This is a genomic window from Georgenia sp. TF02-10 (assembly GCF_022759505.1).
In the GTDB taxonomy this organism is placed as follows: domain Bacteria; phylum Actinomycetota; class Actinomycetes; order Actinomycetales; family Actinomycetaceae; genus TF02-10.
In genome coordinates this window covers 2,632,821-2,649,819 of sequence record NZ_CP094289.1, presented here as the reverse complement: position 1 = coordinate 2,649,819, position 16,999 = coordinate 2,632,821, and the positions used below count along the sequence as shown (strand labels likewise).

12 protein-coding genes are annotated in these 16,999 nt (G+C 75.9%); 10 read left to right on the top strand and 2 right to left on the bottom strand.

Translation table 11 applies throughout. The annotated features are described in order from the left end of the window. Positions 1-79: 79 nt before the first annotated feature. Entirely contained in the window at positions 80-742 is a 663-nt protein-coding gene (locus MF406_RS11950; protein ID WP_242893837.1) for a TetR/AcrR family transcriptional regulator, read from the bottom strand. An 89-nt stretch (positions 743-831) separates the two neighbouring features. Here MF406_RS11950 and MF406_RS11945 point away from each other — a divergent pair, with 89 nt between their 5' ends. The 5 genes from MF406_RS11945 to MF406_RS11925 all read left to right on the top strand — a co-directional run bounded on the left by MF406_RS11945 (position 832) and on the right by MF406_RS11925 (position 7,707). Then, entirely contained in the window at positions 832-2,406 is a 1,575-nt protein-coding gene (locus tag MF406_RS11945) for a carboxyl transferase domain-containing protein (RefSeq protein WP_242893835.1), read from the top strand. Positions 2,407-2,408: 2 nt separating this feature from the next. Next, positions 2,409-4,505: a biotin carboxylase N-terminal domain-containing protein gene (locus MF406_RS11940; protein WP_371744479.1), complete on the top strand. Its 2,097-nt coding sequence runs from the start codon at positions 2,409-2,411 to the stop codon at positions 4,503-4,505. Then, a complete protein-coding gene (locus MF406_RS11935) occupies positions 4,502-5,686 on the top strand; it encodes a nitronate monooxygenase family protein (RefSeq protein WP_242893829.1) in 1,185 nt (394 codons plus the stop codon). The genes MF406_RS11940 and MF406_RS11935 overlap by 4 nt, the downstream gene beginning before the upstream one ends. A 216-nt stretch (positions 5,687-5,902) precedes the next feature. Further along, positions 5,903-6,559, top strand: coding sequence for an alpha/beta fold hydrolase (locus MF406_RS11930; protein WP_242893826.1), 657 nt, complete (start codon positions 5,903-5,905; stop codon positions 6,557-6,559). Between the two features lie 230 nt (positions 6,560-6,789). Then, a complete protein-coding gene (locus MF406_RS11925; RefSeq protein ID WP_242893823.1) occupies positions 6,790-7,707 on the top strand; it encodes a hypothetical protein in 918 nt (305 codons plus the stop codon). Between the two features lie 307 nt (positions 7,708-8,014). On the opposite strand, the gene MF406_RS11920 is transcribed toward MF406_RS11925, so the two are convergent. Next, a complete protein-coding gene (locus MF406_RS11920; protein ID WP_242893820.1) occupies positions 8,015-8,599 on the bottom strand; it encodes an ester cyclase in 585 nt (194 codons plus the stop codon). 310 nt (positions 8,600-8,909) lie between these two features. On the opposite strand from MF406_RS11920, the gene MF406_RS11915 reads away from it, so the two are divergent. The 5 genes from MF406_RS11915 (at position 8,910) to MF406_RS11895 (ending at position 16,860) form a co-directional block, all read left to right on the top strand. After that, the gene (locus tag MF406_RS11915) at positions 8,910-10,496 is read left to right on the top strand and encodes a xanthine dehydrogenase small subunit (RefSeq protein WP_242893817.1); all 1,587 of its coding nucleotides are present in this window, start codon (positions 8,910-8,912) and stop codon (positions 10,494-10,496) included. Further along, positions 10,493-12,916: a xanthine dehydrogenase molybdopterin binding subunit gene (gene xdhB, locus MF406_RS11910; protein ID WP_242893814.1), complete on the top strand. Its 2,424-nt coding sequence runs from the start codon at positions 10,493-10,495 to the stop codon at positions 12,914-12,916. The genes MF406_RS11915 and xdhB overlap by 4 nt, the downstream gene beginning before the upstream one ends. A gap of 175 nt (positions 12,917-13,091) precedes the next feature. Next, positions 13,092-14,117 carry a xanthine dehydrogenase accessory protein XdhC gene (xdhC, locus tag MF406_RS11905; RefSeq protein ID WP_371744478.1) on the top strand — a complete coding sequence of 342 codons (1,026 nt, stop codon included), beginning with the start codon at positions 13,092-13,094 and terminating at the stop codon, positions 14,115-14,117. Beyond that, entirely contained in the window at positions 14,114-15,454 is a 1,341-nt protein-coding gene (gene guaD, locus MF406_RS11900; RefSeq protein ID WP_242893812.1) for a guanine deaminase, read from the top strand. Before xdhC ends, guaD begins: the two co-directional genes overlap by 4 nt. After that, a complete protein-coding gene (locus MF406_RS11895; RefSeq protein ID WP_242893809.1) occupies positions 15,454-16,860 on the top strand; it encodes an NCS2 family permease in 1,407 nt (468 codons plus the stop codon). The genes guaD and MF406_RS11895 overlap by 1 nt, the downstream gene beginning before the upstream one ends. The last annotated feature ends 139 nt before the right edge of the window (positions 16,861-16,999 follow it).

The following is a 16,999-nucleotide window of genomic DNA, read 5'->3' as shown; positions in this document are numbered from 1 at the left end:
TCCTTCCTCTCGTGCCCCGCGGGCCCCGGCGGCCCGGGTCCTGCAGGGCGGTGCCCGCGGGGTGCGGGCTACGCCGGGGTCAGGTCCCCCCGAGCGTCGGCGGGGCGAGCAGCGCGGCCAGGGCCATCTGGCGCAGCAGCTCGCCGGTGGCCCGGCGGGACGGGCCGGCGCTGTGCGGGGTGGAGTTGATCAGGCCGAGGACGGCGTGCGCGGCCGACCGGGCGGTGGTCTCCGCCGTGCCCGGCCGGGCGGCGGTGACCGCGCCGACCCAGATCTCCACGTAGTCGCGCTGGAGCCGGCGCACCCGGCGCCGCTCCGGCGCCGCCAGGGCGTCCAGGTCCCGGGACTGGATGGTGATCAGCGTGGGGTGGTCCAGGGCGAACTCCACGTGCCAGTCGACCAGCGCCCGCAGCCGGTCCGCCGGGTCGCCGGCGACGGCGAGCCGCTCCCGGGCGCCGCCGAGCAGCCGCTCGCTGATCCCGACGAGCATCTCGGCGAGCACCGCCTCCTTGCTGGCGAAGTGCCGGTAGAGCCCCGGCCCGGAGATGCCCACCGCCGCGCCGAGCTCGGTGATCGGCACCCCGTGGAAGCCCCTGCGGGCGAACAGCTCGGCCGCGGCGTCGAGGATCTGGTCCCGCCGCGGCCGGCCCGGGCCGGGCTCGAGGACCGGGGCCGGCGCCACGGTCGCGCTCTCCACGGTCGCGGTCTCTGCGGCCGGCGGCGGGACGGTCGGCTGGCGCATGTCCGCATCCTAGACGGGGACGTTAATGGTTGCTAACGTCGGCGGCGTCAGCGTCCCCGCCCGGCGGGGCCGTCCCCGTGGAGGTGGGCATGGCGACGACGGCGTCGCGGACCACGAGCCTGGCCGAGCTCGTCGCCGAGCTGCACGAGCGGCTGGCCCTGGTGCGCCAGGGCGGCCCGCCGGCGGCCCGGGCCCGGCACGTCGCCCGCGGCAAGCTGCTCGTGCGCGAGCGGGTCGACCGCCTGCTCGACCCCGGCTCCCCCTTCCTCGAGCTCGGTGCGCTCGCCGCCTGGGACATGTACGACGGCGAGGTGCCGTCCGCCGGGCTGGTCACCGGGATCGGGCTGGTCGCCGGCCGGCCGTGCGTCGTCGTCGCCAACGACGCCACGGTCAAGGGCGGCACGTACTACCCGATGACCGTCAAGAAGCACCTGCGCGCCCAGGAGGTGGCCGCGGCCAACCACCTGCCCTGCCTGTACCTGGTCGACTCCGGCGGGGCGTACCTGCCGCTGCAGGACGAGGTCTTCCCCGACCGGGACCACTTCGGGCGGATCTTCTACCACCAGGCCCACCTGTCCGCCCGCGGGATCCCCCAGCTCGCCGCGGTCCTCGGCTCGTGCACCGCCGGCGGGGCGTACGTGCCGGCGATGTCCGACGAGACCGTCATCGTCCGCGGGCAGGGCACCATCTTCCTCGGCGGGCCGCCGCTGGTCCGGGCCGCGACCGGGGAGGTGGTCACCGCCGAGGAGCTCGGCGGCGGGGACGTGCACGCCCACACCTCCGGCGTGGTGGACCACCTCGCGGCGGACGACGGCGAGGCGCTGGCGGTCCTGCGCGGCGCCGTCGCCACGCTCGAGCGGCCCCGCCCGGCCACCCTGCACCAGGAGGCGCCCGAGGAGCCCGCCGAGGACCCGGCCGGGCTGGCCGACGTCGTCCCGCCGGACGTGCGCACCCCCTACGACGTGCGGGAGGTCATCCGCCGGGTGGTCGACGGCTCCCGGCTGCACGAGTTCAAGGCCCGCTACGCCGAGACCCTGGTGTGCGGGTTCGCCCGCATCTGGGGCTACCCGGTCGGGATCGTCGCGAACAACGGGATCCTGTTCGGGGAGTCCGCGCTCAAGGGCGCGCACTTCGTCCAGCTGTGCAACCAGCGCGGGGTGCCGCTGGTCTTCCTGCAGAACATCAGCGGCTTCATGGTCGGCAAGGCCTACGAGCACGCCGGCATCGCCAAGGACGGCGCCAAGCTCGTCACCGCCGTCGCCTGCTCGGTGGTCCCGAAGTTCACCGTGATCATCGGCGGCTCCTTCGGCGCCGGGAACTACGGGATGGGCGGGCGGGCCTTCGACCCGCGCCAGCTGTGGATGTGGCCGAACGCCCGCATCTCGGTCATGGGCGGGGAGCAGGCCGCGGCGGTCCTGGCCACCGTGCGCGCGGAGGGCGCCCGGGCCCGCGGCGAGGCCTGGGGCCCGGCCGAGGAGGAGGCCCTCACCGCCCCGGTCCGGGAGCAGTACGAGCGGCAGGGCTCGCCGTACTACTCCACCGCCCGGCTGTGGGACGACGGCGTGATCGACCCGGCCGACACCCGCCGGGTCCTCGGCCTGGGCCTGGCCGCCGCCGCGCACGCCCCGCTGCCCGAGCCGGGCTACGGCGTCTTCCGGATGTGACCGTGTTCGCCACCGTCCTGGTCGCCAACCGCGGCGAGATCGCGCTGCGGGTGATCCGCGCCGCGCGCGCCGCCGGCCTGCGGACCGTGGCGGTGTACTCCGACGCCGACGCGCACGCCCCGCACGTCCGGGCCGCCGACGCCGCCGCCCGCCTCGGCCCGGCCCCGGCCGCCGAGTCCTACCTGTCCGTCCCGGCGCTGCTCGCCGCCGCCCGGGCCACCGGCGCGGACGCTGTCCACCCCGGCTACGGGTTCCTCGCCGAGGACGCCGGCTTCGCCCGGGCGTGCACCGAGGCCGGCCTGGTCTGGATCGGGCCGCCGGCCGAGGTCGTGGCCCGGATGGGCCGGAAGGACCTGGCCCGGGAGGTGGCCCGGGCGGCCGGGGTGCCGGTGCTGCCGGCCGTCGGCGACGGCGGGGACGCCGAGGACGCCGATCTCGCCCGCCGCGCCGCGGCTGAGGTGGGCCTGCCGCTGCTCGTCAAGGCCACCGCCGGGGGCGGGGGGAAGGGGATGCGCGTCGTCACCGCCGCGGCCGACCTGCCCGCCGCGCTCGCGGCCGCCCGGCGGGAGGCCGCCGCCGCGTTCGGCGACGACCGGGTGCTCATCGAGCGGTACGTCCCGCGCGGCCGGCACGTGGAGGTCCAGGTGCTGGCGGACGCCCACGGCCACGTCCTGCACCTGGGCGAGCGGGACTGCTCGGTCCAGCGCCGGTACCAGAAGGTCGTCGAGGAGGCCCCCGCGCCGACGATCTCGCCGGCGCTGCGGGCCCGGCTGACCGACGCCGCCGTGCGGCTCGCCCGCGCCGTCGGCTACGTCGGCCTGGGCACCGTGGAGTTCCTCGTCGCCGGCGAGGAGGCCTACTTCCTGGAGATGAACACCCGGCTGCAGGTCGAGCACCCGGTCACCGAGGCGGTGACCGGGCTGGACCTGGTCGCCCTCCAGCTCGCCGTCGCCCAGGGCGCGCCGCTGCCGCTGACCCAGGATGACGTGACGACCACCGGGCACGCGATCGAGGTGCGGGTCTACGCCGAGGACCGCCAGCACCTGCCGCAGGCCGGCACGGCCCGGACCGTGCGCTGGCCCGAGGGCGTCCGCGTCGAGGCGGCGCTCGAGGACGGCCAGGAGGTGGGGCCCTGGTACGACCCGCTGCTCGGCAAGCTCATCGCCCACGGCCCCACCCGCGAGGCCGCCCGCCGCCGGCTCCTGGCCGCCCTGGACGCGACCGCCGTCGTCGGGCTGACCACCAACACCGGCTTCCTGCGCCGCCTGCTGGCCTCGGCCGCCTTCGCCGACGCCGAGATCGACACCGGCTGGCTCGGCCGGCACCCCGACCCCTTCCCGCCGGGCGGCGGCGACGTCGCCCGGTGCGTGGCCGCCTGGGTGCTGGCCGGCCCAGGGCCGGGGGACCGGCCGGGCCACCCGTTCGGCGTCGGGGACGGGTGGCGGCTGGGCGGGCCGGCGGCGCCCCGGGTGGTCGCGCTGGTCGACGGCGACGGCGGCCGGTACGAGCTCGTGGTGGACCGGGCCGGTGGGCTGGTGATGGAGACCGACGGCGGGGCGACCGGCGACGGGGAGCGCCCCGACGGGAAGCGCAGCGGTGGGGAGCCTGCCGACGGGGCGCACGCCGCCGGGGCGAGCGGGCCTGGGGCGAGCACGAACGGGGAGCGCGCCGACGGGGGGAGCGGGCACGGCGAGCGCGCCGGCCGCCGTCGGCGGGTCCGTCCGCTTTCTGCTCCGGCCGGGTGGCTGCACCTGGAGATCGACGGCGTCACCCACCTCTGCACCGCAGAGGTGGACGCGGCAGGGGTGACCGTGGTCCACGAGGGCGAGGCGCGGACCTGGACCCGGCCCGACCCCCTCGCCGCGGCCGCCGCGGCCCCGCCGGACGGACCGGTCCGGGCCCCGATGCCCGGGGTGGTCCGCGGGGTGAGCGTGCGGGCCGGGGAGTCCGTGCGGCCCGGGCAGGTCCTCGGCGTGCTCGAGGCGATGAAGATGGAGATGCCCCTGACCGCGCCGCGCGCGGGCACGGTGACGGTGGACGTCGCCGTGGGGGACCAGGTCGAGGTCGGTCAGGCGCTGTTCACCGTGGAGGCGGCATGAGGACGGCATTCACCGAGATGGTCGGCGCGCGGCATCCCCTCGCGGGCTTCAGCCGCTCACCGGAGGTGGTGGTCGAGGTCTCCCGGGCCGGCGGGCTCGGCGTCCTGGGCGCCACCATGTACACGCCGGACCAGCTCGACGCCCGGCTGACCTGGATCGAGGACCAGCTGGCCGGGCTGCCCTACGGGGTGGACCTGCTGGTCCCCGCCGGCCCGCCGGCCGCCACGGACGGGCCGGGCGGGACGGGGCCACCGGCATCCGGGTCCGGGGCGACGGCGGCCGGCGTTCCGGACGAGCACCGCGCCTTCGTCGCCGAGCTGCTGGATCGGTACGGCATCCCGCCGCTTACCGGCGAGCTGGACCGTACCGGCCGGATCGACCTGAGCCTGCAGACGCACACTGCGCCGGAGACCGTGGCCGGGCTGCTCGACGTCACCTTCGCGCACCGGCCCGCGCTCGTGGCGAACGCCCTGGGCACGGCGCCGCCGCAGCTGGTGACCCGGGCCCGGGCGGCCGGCGTCGCCGTCGCCGGGCTGGTCGGCACCGCGGAGCACGCCCGCCGGCACCTCGCCGCCGGCGCCGACCTGCTAGTCGCCCAGGGCACCGAGGGCGGCGGGCACACGGGCTCGGTCGCCACCATGGTGCTCACCCCGGAGGTGGTCGACGTCGCCGGCGACGTCCCGGTGCTCGCGGCCGGCGGGATCGCCACCGGCCGCCAGCTCGCCGCGGCCCTGGCCCTCGGCGCGTCCGGCGGCTGGGCCGGGTCGGTGTGGTTGGCCAGCCACGAGGACCCGGTCAGCGACGTCATCAAGGCCAAGCTGCTGGCCGCGCGCAGCACCGACACCACCATCTCCACCACCCGCACCGGCAAGCCGGCCCGGCAGCTGCGCTCGGCCTGGCTGGCGGAGTGGGACCGGCCCGGCGCGCCCCGCCCCCTGCCGATGCCGTGGCAGTCCGTGCTGGTGCGTGAGGCGTGGGAGCGGATCGACGCCGCCGCCGAGCGCGGGGACGAACGGGCCCGCGAGCTGGAGTCATTCTTCGTCGGCCAGGTCGTGGGCACCTTCACCGAGATCCGGCCGGCCGCGCAGATCGTGGCCGACATCGTCACCGGCTGCGAGGCCCGGCTCCGGGCGCTCGCCGGGCTCCTCGACGCGGACGCAGGAACCCGTCCGGTGAGTTGATGGGCGTCACCGCCGTGCAGATGATCACCGCCCCCCGGACCCAAGGGCACCGACCTTGCCACCCAGGGCAGGTGCCGGTTGGGCCCGTTCGCGCGGACGCGCGGACGCGCGGAAAGCCCAGACGAGCTGGGTCGATGTCGATCACGGGATGCTCCTGACTGATCAGGAACGCGTTCTTGCCGCTCAGCTCGCTGCCATGTCCCTACTATCGGAGCTGTGAGCGAGACGACGGCAAGGATCGTGGTGTTCCTGCACGGCCTCGGCGTCGGTCCCGATTCCTGGGGTGCGCAGCTGCAAGCCCTGCCTCCCGGCATGGAGGGCATCGCTCCGCCGATTTCCGGTCTGCATGACGCAGACGACGTGCCGTTCTCCTTGGTCCAGGCCGCCCGTTCGCTGGGGGATGAGCTCGACCGTCGCGGCATTGCAGCGGCGCATCTGTGCGGTCTGTCACTCGGGGCGATGGTCGCCACCCGGTTCGCACTCGACTACCCGGAGCGCACAGCCTCGCTCACGCTCTCCGCCGGACAGGCGCATCCGAACCGCCTGCTCATGGGCATCCAGAACGTGATCATGCGGATCCTCCCGGAGCGATTCGTCGCCCCACCGGGTATGAGCCGGCAAACTCTGCTCGACGTACTGGGAGTGCTCGGCGCAACGGACTTCCGGCCCGAGCTGCCCCGGATCGCCGTCCCGACGCTCGTCCTGTGCGGAAGCAAGGACCGCCCCAACCTGCCAGCCGCGCGTCAGCTCGCCTCCGCGATCCCTGGCGCCGAGCTCCAGGTCGTCCCCGGCGCTGGCCACGAGTGGAACACACAGCTTCCGCAGGAGTTCTCCGCTCGGCTCAACGAGTTCCTGTCCCGGCAGGTCGCCTGACCCGCATCCGCACGGTGCCGTTCGCCCGTGCACGTCGCGGCGGAAGACCAGCTTCCTCGTCGACCTGCAGTAGGGAAGAATGTCAGCCCGCGTAGCCCCGGAAGGCCGGTTAGCCTGGCGAAACTCGCCGAAGACCGGAACGGCGCGCGGGGTAGAAACCGGGGCAAGCGACGGAGGGACGGGGCCGATGAGCGTCGGGGCAGCCGGCCGGAGAGCGGGATGAGGCACCAGTGGCGGACCTGACGGAGGTGGCCGAGGAGCTCTACGGCCTGCCGCCGGGGGAGTTCACCGCGGCCCGCAACGCCCGGGCCCGCGCCCTGAAGCGGGAGGATCCCGACCTCGCCCGGGCGGTGGCGCGGCTGGCCAAGCCCTCCGTGGCGGCCTGGACGGTGAACATGATGGTCCGGCACCGCGGTGACCAGGTGCGCGAGGTGCTGGACCTCGGCGCCCAGCTCCGCAGCGCCCAGGAGGATCTCGACGCCGCCCAGCTCCGCGACCTGTCCCGGCAGAGGCGCCAGCTCACCGCCGCCGTCGCCCGGCAGGGCAAGGCCCTGGCCGCCGAGCTGGGCCAGCGGCTCTCGGAACCGGCGGTGGAGCAGGTGGAGCAGACGCTGCACGCGGCGATGACCGACGCCGCCGCCGCGCAGGCCGTGCGCAGCGGGCTGCTCGTCACCGGGCTGACGGTGCGCGGCACGAGCGTCGACCTCACCGGCGCCGTCGCCGTCCCGGCGGTGATCGAGCAGGAGCCGGTGCCGCCGCCGGTCTCCCTCCGCGGCTCCCGGGCGGCGCAGGAGCGACGCCGGGCGGAGGAGGCCGCCCGGGCCGCGCTCGCCGCAGCCGAGCAGGAGGTGGCGGAGAGCCGGGCCTACGCCGAGAAGGCGGACAAGCGCCGGACCGAGGCGGGCGACCACCTGCAGGCGCTGCAGGCCCGCGCCCTGCAGCTGCGCGCCGAGCTCGACGAGCTGCGAGCCCAGGTGGCCGCCCGCGAGCACGACCTGGACCGTCTGCGGGACGAGCTGGCGGGCGCCGAGGAGCTCCGAGACCGGGCAGCCGCCCGCGCCGAGGAGGCCCGAGCGGACCTCGCCGAGGCAGAGGCCGAGGTGGCGCGGCTTGCCCAGAGCCGGCGTAGAGCGAAGCACGACAGGTAGAACCGAAGCCACACGGCTTCGCGACGACCCTGCCCAGGTGGCCAGGTAGCCAGAGGGCTGCAACCACCCCACCGAAAATCCGGCCCGAGTCGGTCCCTAAACCTGCTGACCCGCCCCGCGAGAAGTACAAGCGCCCCGTCCGTGGTGCCTCATGTCAAGATGCTCGCGAAACGGGACCGCGTGCCTCAGCTGGTCTGCTCGCGTAGACGGGGGGTCAGGAGGGTAGCGGGCAGCCCTGGTCGGGCGGGGCGACACCTACGAGCTCTCCCGGGTGACGATGCACGACGAGCCGCGTGAGGGGCCTGGGTCAGGTGCTGCGTGGGTGGCCCGCCGCGGCGCCGGTGCCGACCGGCAGGGTGCCGGGAGTGGTGAGAAAGACGCGCCGGGCCGCCGCCGACCGCCCGGTGAGCGCCCAGCGCACCGTGCGCAGGAGCTGCCCGGGCGTCGGCGGCAGCAGGCCGAGCTGGGTGACCTGGCCGAGGTCGTCCCGGCGGGCGAAGTGGCGCACCGCTCGTCCCTCGGCGTCGAACTCCGTCCAGTGCACGTGCTCGACGGCGAACCGGCGGCCGGTCGGCGGCGCGACCCGGATCTTGTCGCCGGCCTGCAGCACGATCGGGCCGGTGTGCCGGGCGCTCAGGGTCGCGGCCGAGACCACCGTGGACCCGGCGACCACAACCTCCCGCTCGTGGATGCTGATGTCAGACAGGCCGGTCTGCAGCCACCGCACGGTCGCGGCAAACGCCGCCGGCCCCCGGCCGCGCGCCGTCGGCGGCTCGGCCGCTGCCTCCCGGTTCACCCAGGCGGGGGCGATGTACTCGGCGACGTCGCCGAGGTCGCCGGTCTCCACCGCCCGGTAGGCGCGCCGGCCCTGCGCTGCGAGGTCGGTCTCCACGATCACGCCCCTCCCGCCTGCGTCATGGGCAGCAAGCGTCCGCCCGCGGCACCCCCTGGTCAACGGGTTTCCCCGGCCTCCCGGCACGGGACGGCCACAGACATCGGCCACTGGCCCAGCCCGACTCCGCGATGCGGAATGAGAGTTTCAAAAACCTCTTGCCACCGGGGTCGGCCGGGACTATCGTCCTACCCACTCGGTCGTTGTTCGCATGGATAACCTGCGGCCGGGCGATCACCCGCAACCATGCCCGTGGTCAGCGCTCCGAGGGTGGGGCGCCGCGGCCCGGACGGCTCGCTGGGAGCGTGTCATGGACCGCATCGAGGTGAGGGTCAACGACCAGGTGCGCGCGGCCGCGGCAGCGCCGCACACCCGGTTGCTGGACTGGTTGCGCGCCCAGGGCCTGACCGGTGCGAAGGAAGGCTGCGCCGAGGGGGAGTGCGGGGCCTGCGCGGTCCTCGTCGCCCGGCCGGACGGGCCGGAGCGCACCAGGTGGACGGCGGTGAACGCCTGCCTGCCGCCGGTGCTCGCCTTCGACGGCCAGGAGATCCGCACCGCCGAGGGCCTCGGCACCGCGCCCGGGGCGTGCGCGGTGGAGGACCTCCACCCGGTCCAGCGCGAGATGGCCGACCGCGGCGGCTCCCAGTGCGGCTACTGCACGCCCGGCTTCATCTGCTCGATGGCAGCGGAGTACTACCGGCCCGGCCGCACCGGGCCGGCGGCCGCCAACGATGGCTCCCGGCCTGCCGATGCCCAGCCCGACGGCACCGCCCGCGACGGCGCCGCCCCCGACGACATCCAGCCGGACCACTCGGAGACCGGCACCGCCGTCGCCGGGGAGGAGCACGCCGCCGACCACGAGCACGGGCCCAACGGCTTCGACCTGCACGCCCTCAGCGGCAACCTGTGCCGGTGCACCGGCTACCGGCCCATCCGCGACGCCGCCTACGCCCTGGGCGCGCCCAGCCCGGCGGACCCGCTCGCCCGCCGCCAGGAGCGGCCGGCGCCGCCGGCCCGGCCCACCCACCTGGTCACCGAGGCCGCCGAGTTCCGCCGCCCGGCCACCCTGGCCGAGCTGCTCGACCTGCTCGCCGACCGCCCAGACGCCCAGCTCCTCGCCGGCGCCACCGATCTGGGCGTGGAGGTCAACATCCGCCACGCCCGCCCCCCGCTGGTGCTCGCCGTCGACCGGCTCGAGGAGCTGCGCACCCTCGACGTCGGCCCGGACCGCATCGAGATCGGCGCCGCGCTGACCCTCTCCGAGGTCGAGCGCGGCCTGGCCGGCCGGGTCCCGCTGCTGGACCAGCTCTTCCCCCAGTTCGCCTCCCGCCTCATCCGCAACGCCGCCACCCTCGGCGGCAACCTCGGCACCGCCTCCCCGATCGGCGACGCCGCCCCGGCCCTGCTCGCCCTGGACGCGACGCTCGTGCTGGCCGGCGCGGACGGCGAGCGGGAGGTGCCGCTGGCCGAGTACTTCACCGGCTACCGCCGCACCGTCCGTCGGCCCGGGGAGCTTATCCGCGCGGTCGGCGTCCCGCGCCCGCTCGCCCCGGCCGCCGCGTTCTACAAGATCGCCAAGCGCCGCTTCGACGACATCTCCTCGGTCGCCGTCGCCATCGCCATGGAGCTCGACGGCGGCACCGTCGGCAGGGTCCGGATCGGGCTGGGCGGGGTGGCCGCCACCCCGCTCCGGGCCCGCGCCACCGAGGACGCCCTGACCGGCCGGCGCTGGGACGCCGAGACCGCGGCCGCCGTCGCCGACGTCCTCGCCGGGGAGGGCACCCCGCTGGACGACCACCGCGCCAGCGCCCGCTACCGCAGCGCCATGCTCGGGCAGTCCCTGCTCCGCTTCTACGCCCAGACCCAGCCCGCCCCGGCCCTGGAGGTGACCCGATGAGATCCCTGGCCGAGCGGCCCGTCAGCCCGGTGGTCGGGCAGGCGGTGGCCCACGAGAGCGCCGCCCTGCACGTCACCGGCACCGCCCTGTACACCGACGACCTCATCGGCCGGGCCCCCGGGGTGCTGCACGCCTGGCCGGTGCAGGCCCCGCACGCCCACGCCCGGGTCACCGCCCTGCGCACCGACCCGGCCCGCGCCGTGCCCGGGGTGGTGGACGTGCTCACCGCCGCCGAGGTCCCCGGCGTCAACGACGCCGGCACCAAGGGCGACGAGCCGCTCTTCCCCACCGAGGTCGCCTACCACGGCCACGCGGTGTGCTGGGTGCTGGCGGAGTCCCTCGAGGCCGCCCGGCTGGGCGCCGCCGCGGTGGAGGTGGAGTACGCCCCGCTGCCCGCCCTGCTCACCCTGGCCGAGGCCATCGCCGCGGAGAGCTTCCAGGACTACCGGCCCACGGTCGGCCGCGGCGACGCCGCCGGGGCCCTGGCCCGCGCCGCCCACCGGTTCACCGGCGAGCTCGAGCTCGGCGGGCAGGAGCACTTCTACCTGGAGACCCACGCCGCGCTGGCCCAGGTGGACGAGGCCGGGCAGGTGTTCGTCCAGTCCTCCACCCAGCACCCCACCGAGACCCAGGAGATCGTCGCCCACGTCCTCGGCCTGCACAGCCACGAGGTGACCGTGCAGTGCCTGCGGATGGGCGGGGGGTTCGGCGGCAAGGAGATGCAGCCGCACGGCCTGGCCGCCGTCGCCGCACTCGGCGCGGTCCGCACCGGCCGCCCGGTCCGGGTCCGGCTCAACCGGACCCAGGACATCACCATGACCGGCAAGCGGCACCCCTTCCACGCCACCTGGGAGGTCGGCTTCGACGACGCCGGGCACCTGCTGGCGCTGCGGGCCACCCTGACCTCCGACGGCGGGTGGAGCCTGGACCTGTCCGAGCCCGTCCTCACCCGCGCCCTGTGCCACGTCGACAACGCCTACTTCGTCCCCGACGTCGAGGTCCACGGCCGGATCGCCCGGACCAACAAGACCTCCCAGACCGCCTTCCGCGGCTTCGGCGGCCCGCAGGGCATGCTCGTCATCGAGGACATCCTCGGCCGGTGCGCCCCGCTGCTCGGCCTGGACCCCGCCGAGCTGCGCCGGCGCAACTTCTACGCCCCCGGCCAGGCCACCCCGTACGGCCAGCCGGTCCGGCACGCCGAGCGGCTGCACGCGATCTGGGACCTGCTCGCCGAGCGGGCCGACGTCGCCCGGCGCCGGCGGGAGATCGAAGCGTTCAACGCCGCCCACCCGCACCTGCGGCGGGGGCTGGCGATGACCCCGGTGAAGTTCGGGATCTCCTTCAACCTCACCGCCTTCAACCAGGCCGGCGCGCTGGTGCACGTGTACAAGGACGGCTCGGTGCTGATCAACCACGGCGGCACCGAGATGGGCCAGGGCCTGCACACCAAGATGCGGCAGGTGGCCGCCACCGCGCTGGGCGTGCCGCTCGCGGCGATCCGCCTGGCCCCGACCCGCACCGACAAGGTGCCGAACACCTCCGCCACCGCCGCCAGCTCCGGCGCGGACCTCAACGGCGGGGCGGTGAAGGACGCCTGCGAGCAGGTCCGGGACCGGCTTGCCGAGGTCGCCGCCCGCCGGCTGGGCATCCACCCCGACGACGTCCGCTTCGTCGATGGCCGGGTGACCGGCATCGGCTTCGAGGACCGGGACCTGGCCTTCGCCGACGTGGTGGGCGACGCCTACGCCCAGCGGGTCCCGCTCTTCGCCGCCGGGTACTACCGCACCGAGGGCCTGCACTGGGACTCGGCCCGGATGCAGGGCGAGCCGTTCAAGTACTTCGCCTACGGCGCGGCCGCCTCGGAGGTGGAGGTGGACGCCTTCACCGGCGCCTACCGGCTGCTGCGCACCGACATCGTGCACGACGTCGGGGACAGCCTCTCCCCGCTGGTCGACCTGGGCCAGATCGAGGGCGGGTTCGTCCAGGGCACCGGGTGGCTGACCCTGGAGGAGCTGCGCTGGGACCTCGCCGACGGCCCGGCCCGCGGCCGCCTCGCCACCCAGGCGGCGAGCACGTACAAGCTGCCGAGCTTCTCGGAGATGCCCGAGGAGTTCCACGTCCACCTCTTCGAGCGGGCCACCGAGTCCGGCGTCGTCTACGGCTCCAAGGCGGTCGGCGAGCCGCCGCTCATGCTTGCCTTCAGCGTCCGGGAGGCGCTGCGCGCCGCGGTCGCCGCATTCGGGCCGGCCGGCCGGGTGGTCGAGCTCGGCAGCCCGGCCACCCCCGAGGTGGTGTTCTGGGCGCTGACCGCGGCCCGGCAGGCGGCCGACGGCGCCCGGGACGGCGGGGCGGCCGGCGACGGCGACGGCGTGGTCGCCGAGGGCGGTGGACACCCCGGCGCCGTCGTCGCCTGTGGATGAGCCTACGGGAACGGACGTTCGACGGCCGGGCCGACACGCCGGCGCCCGGGTCCCGTCCACGACGGCGACCGGGCGGCCACCGACACCGGCGCGGGCACGACCGACGCGGGCGCCGTCGGCAGCGGCGCCGCGGCCGCCCGCACCGCCCCGGCCCGCACCACCGCGCGGGGCTGACGTGGACTGGCTGCGCGCCGCCGCGCACCTGCGGGCCGAGGGCCGGGCCGGCGTCCTCGTCACGGTCACCGGCGTGCGCGGCCATGCGCCGCGGGAGGCCGGTGCCAAGATGGTCGTCGACGCGACGCGCACCTGGGACAGCGTCGGCGGCGGCAACCTGGAGGCAACGGTGGTGGACCGTGCGCGGCAGCTGCTCGCCACCGGCGCCCGCGCGCCGGAGACGCTGGAGATGTCCCTCAACGAGCACGTCACCACCCGGCACGGGCGGCAGTGCTGCGGCGGGGAGGTCAGCGTGCTGCTCGAGCCGCTGCCCGCCCGGGCGAGCGTCGCCGTCTTCGGCGCCGGGCACGTCGGCCTGGAGCTGGCCCGGATCCTGGCCCGGCTGCCGCTGGCGGTGCACCTGGTCGACTCCCGCGCCGACCAGCTGGCCGGCGCCGGCGACGCCGCCCTGGACGAGGGCCCGGCCGACGTCCGCCTCCACCACGCCCCGGCCCCCGAGGTGGTGCTGCGCGACCTGCCGCCGGGCAGCCACGTCGTGATCATGACGCACGACCACGCCGAGGACCTCGTGCTCTGCGACGCCGCGCTGCACCGGGCGGACCTGGGCAGCATCGGCCTCATCGGCTCCAGCGCCAAGTGGGCCAGGTTCCGCAAGCGGCTGGCCGAGGCCGGGCACCCGCCGGCCGCCGTCGCCCGCATCACCTGCCCGATCGGGCTGCCCGGCCTGGCCGGCAAGGCCCCGGCCGCCATCGCCGTCAGCGTCGCCGCCGCCCTGCTCCAGACCCTCCAGGACGCCCCTTCCGGCCCGGCTGCCGACGGCGCACCGGGGGCCGCCGCCGACCCGGCACCGCCGGACCACCGCACGGCACCGGCGGAAGCCGACGCCGCACCGCCAGACGACTACCGCGCGGCACCGGTGGACGCCGGCGGCGCACCGCGCGCCGACGCCGCGCCTCGGGCCGATCACGCCCCAGCCGCCCCTCACCCCGCCGCGTGCCCGCGCGCCCGGACCGGGGCACCGGCATGACGCTCTACCGAGGCACCGTCCTGGACACCCCGGGCCGGCTCCTCGACCCGGCCGGGCTGCGCGCCGAGGAGGACTGCGGCCTGCTCGTCACCGACGGCGTGATCACCGCCCGCGGCCCGTTCGCCGACCTTCGCGCAGCCCACCCCGGCGTGGACGTGGTGGACCTGCGCGGCGGCGTCGTCCTGCCCGGCCTGGTCGACACGCACGTGCACTACCCGCAGGTCCGGGTCATCGGCGGGCTCGGCCTGCCGCTGCTGGACTGGCTGCGCGAGTGCGCCCTGCCCGAGGAGGCGCGGCTGGCCGACGCCGGCTACGCCCGTGGCGTGGCCCGGGACTTCCTCACCGGCCTGGTCCGCGCCGGGACGACGACCGCGCTCGTCTTCGGCTCGCACTTCCCCGAGGCGGTGGACGTCCTCCTCGGCGAGGCCGAGGCGGTTGGCCTGCGGCTCACCACGGGCCTGGTGGTCAGCGACCGCGGCCTGCGCCCGGACCTGCTCCGCTCGCCCGACGCCGCCCACGCTGCCGGGCAGGACCTGGTCGACCGTTGGCACGGCCGGGGCCGGCTCCGCTACGCCGTCACCCCCCGGTTCTCGCTGTCCACCACCGAGGCGATGCTGGAGGCGTGCGCCGCCCTGCTGGCCAACGACGGCGTGCTCTTCACCACCCACCTCAACGAGAACACCGCCGAGGTCGCCGAGGTCCGCCGCCTCTTCCCGGACGCCCGCGACTACCTCGACACCTACGCCCGGCACGGCCTGGTCACCGACCGGTCGGTCTTCGCCCACAACGTCCACCCCACCCCGGCCGAGCTGGCGGTGCTGGCCGGGTCCGGGGCGGGCGTGGCGCACTGCCCCTCCTCCAACTGCTCCCTGGGCAGCGGCCTGTTCCCGCTCCGGGCGCACCTGGACGCCGGCGTGCACGTCGCGCTGGGCTCCGACGTCGGCGCCGGGACCGGGTTCTCCCTGCTCAAGGACGGCCTGCAGGCCTACTTCGTCCAGCGCCTCCTCGGCCCGGCGGGCGTCCCGCTCGCCCCGGCGGACCTGCTGCACCTGGCCACCCGGTCCGGCGCGCTCGCCCTCGACCTGGCCGACACTGTCGGGGACCTGAGCGTGGGCAAGGACTTCGACGCGCTGTGGCTGCGGCCCACCGCCGGCAGCACGCTGGAGGTCGCGCTGCGCCACCCCAAGGACGCGGCCGACGTCGTCGCCAAGATCTTCACCCTGGGCACCCCCGCCGACGTCGACCGCGTCTGGGTGGCCGGCCGGCAGGTCCGCGGACCGGCCCCCGCGCCGGAGCCCGAGCCCGCCGACCCGTCCCTGACGCCCCTGGAGGCATGATGAGCACGCGCACCGACACCGGCACCACGCCCGCCCGGCGGCGCACCGCCGCGGGCCCGCTCGACCGGTTCTTCGGCATCACCGCCGCCGGCTCGACGGTGCCCCGCGAGCTGCGGGCCGGCTTCACCACGTTCCTGACGATGAGCTACATCCTCTTCGTCAACCCCCAGGTGCTCGCCACCGCCATCGACATCCCCAACGCCTTCGTCCAGCTCCTCATGACGACGGCGATCGCGGCCTGCTTCGGCTCCCTCGCCATGGGCCTGATCGCCCGCTACCCCTTCGCGCAGGCCCCCGGGATGGGCCTGAACGCGTTCTTCTCCTACACCGTCGTCGCCGGCATGGGGGTGCCGTGGCAGACGGCGCTCGGCGCGGTGTTCATCTCCGGCCTGCTGTTCGTGGTGCTCAGCGTGATCGGCGCCCGGCGGGCGATCGTGATGGCCATCCCGATGAGCCTCAAGCTCGCCATCACCGCCGGCATCGGCGCCTTCCTCGCCTTCCTCGGGCTGCGCAACGCCGGCCTGGTGGTGACCAACGAGGCGACCCTGGTCGGCCTGGGCTCCCTGACCGAGCCGACCGGGTGGCTCGCCGTCGTCGGCCTGCTGCTGTCCGCCGTGCTGCTCCAGCTGCGGGTCAAGGGCGCCATCCTGTGGGGCATCCTGGCCACCTCCCTGATCGCCATCCTCACCCGGGTGCCGGTCTACCCCGGCGGCGCCGACGGCGCGCTGCAGGCCTTCCCCGGGTTCACCAATGGGGTGGTCGCCGCCCCGATCTGGCCGGCGGACCTGGTCGGCCAGATGGACGTCGGCGGGGCGCTCGGGCTGGGCCTGCTCAGCGTGGTGTTCACCTTCTTCTTCGTCGACTTCTTCGACGCCACCGGCACGCTGACCGGGCTGGCCCAGCGCGCGGGGTACCTGGACGAGCGCGGGGACATGCCGCGCGCCAAGACCACCTTCTCCATGGACGGCCTGGCCGCGATGTTCGGCGCGTTCATGGGCACCTCGACGACGACGGCGTACGTGGAGAGCGCTGCCGGGATCGAGGACGGCGGCCGCACCGGGCTGACGTCCACGACCACCGGGGTGCTGTTCGCGGCGTCGATGTTCCTCTGGCCGGTCGCCGGCGCGGTCCCGGGCGCGGCCACCGCGCCGGCGCTCATCCTGGTCGGCGCGATGATGATGGAGGGCATCCGGCACATCGCCTGGGACGAGATCTCCGAGGGGGTGCCGGCATTCCTGACGATCCTGTCCATGCCGCTGACCTTCTCCATCGCCAACGGGGTGAGCTTCGGCGTCATCACCTACTGCGCCATCAAGCTCTTCACCGGCCGCGGCCGCCAGGTGCACCCGATCCTCTACGTCGTCGCCGCGCTGCTGGTGGCCAGGTACGTGTTCCTGGCGGAGTAGCGGCGCGGGCTCGGTGCCGCCTGCCCGCCTCACGGGCCCGGGGTCCCGGGCCCGGGACCCGGGCCGAGAGCCTCGGCCTACGTCGGGCGTCCGCCCGTCCGGGGCGTGCGAGAAGTAACACAATCTGCCTCCGCGAGCC